The following is a 2,760-nucleotide window of genomic DNA, read 5'->3' as shown; positions in this document are numbered from 1 at the left end:
TCGAGCATGTGGACGAGGCGCTCGCGGGGATAGGAGGCATCGAGCGGGACGTAGCAGCCGCCGGCCTTGAGGATGCCGAGCAGGGAGACGATGAGCTCGACGGAGCGCTCGAGGCAGAGGGCGACGCGGGAGTCGGGCCCGACGCCGTGGCGCCGGAGGAGGTGGGCCCACTGGTTGGCGCGCTCGTCGAGCTGACAGTAGGTGAGCCGCTGGTCGGAGGACTCCAGGGCGATGGCGTCCGGACGCAGCGCGGCCTGCCGGGCGAAGACGTCGTGGATGCAGGACTCGCGCGGGTACTCGTAGGCGGTGTCGTTCCAGCCCCGCGAGAGCAGGTTCCGCTCGGAGTCGGAGAGGAGCGAGAGCGTGGCGAGCGGCGCGTCGGGCCGGGCCACCAGGGCCTCGAGCAGGGTCTGGACGTGGCCGGCCAGGCGGGTGACCGTGGAGGCATCGAACAGATCGGTGGCGTACTCCAGCACGCCGCCGAAGCCCTGCTCGGACTCACCCAGGGTGAGGCTCAGGTCGAACTTGGCGGTGGTGCCCTCCAGCTCCAGCGGACGCAGCACCACGCCCGGCAGCGAGACGGCGCCCACGGGTGCGTTCTGCAGGGCGATCATCACCTGCGCCAGCGGCGTGTGGCTCAGGTTGCGCTCGGGCTGGAGCGCGTCCACCAGCTTCTCGAAGGGGAGGTCCTGGTGCGCATACGCGCCCAGCGTCGTCTCACGCACCTGGCCCAGGAGCTGCCGGAAGCTCAGCGTCCCGTCCACCCGGGCGCGCAGCACCAGCGTGTTGATGAAGACGCCGATGAGCCCTTCCAGCGCCCCGCGATTGCGGCCGGCGATGGGCGTGGCGACGGAGATGTCGTCCTGGCCGGAGTAGCGCGACAGCACCACCTGCCAGCCGGCCAGCAGCGCCATGAAGGGCGTGGCGTTCTCCTTCTGGCACAGTGCCTTGAGCGCCTCCGAGGCCTCCTTCGAGAGGCGCACGGGCACGGTGGAGCCGCGGAAGGACTGCATCGCGGGACGGGGGCGGTCCGTGGGCAGCTCCAGCACCGGCGGCGCTCCCGTGAGCTGCCGGCGCCAGAAGCCGAGCTGCGTGTCCAGCACCTCGCCCTGGAGCCAGCCGCGCTGCCAGGCCGCGTAATCCACGTACTGCAGGCCGGGCTCGGACAGCGGGGAGGGGCGGCCGGAGAGCTGGGCGTCATACAGCGTCGCCACCTCGCGGATGAAGACGCCCATGGACCAGCCGTCCGAGACGATGTGGTGCATCGTCAGCAGCAGGATGTGCTCCTGGGGCGACAGCTTCAGCAGCGTGGCGCGGAAGAGCGGGCCGCGGATGAGATCGAACGGGCGCAGGGCCTCCTCGCGCGCCAGACGCAGGGCCTCCTCGTCGCGCGAGCCCTCGGGCAGGTGGCCCAGGTCCACCACGGACACCGTGACGGGCGTCGCCGGACCGATGACCTGGACCGGGCCCTCCTGCTCCTGCCGGAAGGTGGTGCGCAGGGACTCGTGGCGGCGGACGAGCTCGGAGGCGCTGCGCTCCAGCGCCGCCACGTCCAGCGTGCCCACCATCCGCACGGCGGCCGGGATGTTGTAGGCCGGGCTGCCGGGCTCGAGCTGGTCCATGAACCACAGCCGCTGCTGCGCGAAGGACAGCGGGTACGCCGCGGCGTCGCGGGGCAGGGTGGGGATGGCCGGCTGCTGCGTGCGCGCGGCCTTCTCGCGGAGCTGGCGCATGAGCTGCTCGCGCTTGTCCGCGGGCAGCGAGGCGAGGCGCTTGAGAACATCACTGCTCATGGAACGTCTCTCCCGTCATGGGTGCCGTGTCGCCCAGGCTCATGAAGCCTCGTCTTCCAACTCCGCCATCATCCGGGCCAACTCCTCCGGATCGACGCCGCTCGCCAGGGCCGCCTCGACGTGCTTGCCGAGGTTGGCCACCGTCGGAGTCTCGAAGATTTCGCGCAGGGGCAGCTCGACGCCGAAATTCTCGTGGATTCGCGTGATTGCCTGGGTGGCGAGCAGCGAGTGGCCACCCAGCTCGAAGAAGCTGTCATTCCGGCCGACCTGCTGCAGGTTGAGCAGCTCGGCGAAGATGGAGGCGATCTGCTGCTCGATCTCGCCGTTGGGCGGCTCGAAGCCCTCCTGGGTCTCCGCCGACGTCCGATCCGGAGAGGGAAGGGCGTTGCGGTCGAGCTTACCGTTGGGAGTGAGGGGCAGGGTCTCCAGCGCGACGAACGAGGAGGGCACCATGTACTCGGGCAGGCGCTCGCGCAGGAAGGAGCGCAGGGCCTCGGGGCTGAGCTGCTGCTCGGCGTTGGGAACGAGGTAGGCCACCAGGCGGCTGTCGCCGGGGACGTCCTCGCGCACCACGGTCACGGCCTCGTGCACCGAGGGGTGCTGGGCCAGCAACGACTCGATCTCCCCCAGCTCGATGCGGAAGCCACGCAGCTTCACCTGGGCATCGGCGCGGCCGAGGAACTCCAGCTCACCGTGGGCCAGCCAGCGCACGCGGTCGCCGGTGCGGTAGAGGCGGGCGCCGGGCTCGGTGCTGAAGGGATTGGGGACGAAGCGCTCGGCGGTGAGGTCGGGCCGGCGCAGGTAGCCGCGGGCCAGGCCGATGCCGCCGACGTACAGCTCGCCGGGGACGCCGGAAGGCAGCGGGAGCAGGTGGGAGTCGAGGACGTACAGCTGCACGTTGGGCAGGGCACGGCCGATGGTGAGGCGCTCGGGGTCCACGTTGCCCGGGGTGACGGAGGCGCAGACG

At 71.1% G+C, this 2,760-nt stretch carries 2 protein-coding genes; both read right to left on the bottom strand.

Features of this window, described 5'->3' with window-relative positions:
- Window positions 1-1,793 (bottom strand): condensation domain-containing protein (locus ACJ8AT_RS29905; RefSeq protein WP_407741339.1); only part of this gene is annotated, 1,793 nt, incomplete at its 3' end.
- A 39-nt stretch (window positions 1,794-1,832) separates the two neighbouring features.
- Window positions 1,833-2,760: non-ribosomal peptide synthetase (locus ACJ8AT_RS29900; protein ID WP_407741338.1), on the bottom strand; the 928-nt coding region annotated here is incomplete at its 5' end.

The organism is Hyalangium sp. (assembly GCF_045802625.1).
In the GTDB taxonomy this organism is placed as follows: Bacteria; Myxococcota; Myxococcia; order Myxococcales; family Myxococcaceae; genus Hyalangium.
This window is presented reverse-complemented; position numbering and strand designations above follow the sequence as displayed.